Raw genomic sequence first — 283 nt, 5'->3', positions numbered from 1 at the left:
CGTGGATGCTCGCGGGCAAGCAGGTCGAACGGTTCGTCCTCAAGGGACGGCCGGTGCACCTGATCTTCCTCAACCTGCACGACACCCAGCTCGACGAGGTCCAGGCCGGCGGCACCGACACCACGGTCGTCCCGGACGGCAGCCCGTTGTCCGGACCGTCGACCTACACGGCCGAGGACGTCATCGAGGTGCTGCGGCAGTTGATGGTGGCGTACCAACCGACCGTCCTTCGGCTCCAGGACGAGAACCCCGACAGCCGCTACTCGGGCGAACACTCGGACCA

Annotated in this window: 1 pseudogene; it reads left to right on the top strand. The window is 67.1% G+C overall.

Annotated features, from left to right (window positions below):
* Nucleotides 1-283: pseudogene (locus ABD323_RS42555) on the top strand (hypothetical protein); the annotation flags it as partial.

The sequence above is a fragment of the Kitasatospora nipponensis genome, assembly GCF_039528135.1.
GTDB classification, from domain to species: Bacteria; Actinomycetota; Actinomycetes; order Streptomycetales; family Streptomycetaceae; genus Kitasatospora; species Kitasatospora nipponensis.
Note: the sequence above shows the minus strand (reverse complement) of the source record. Positions and strands in the feature narration are given on the sequence as shown.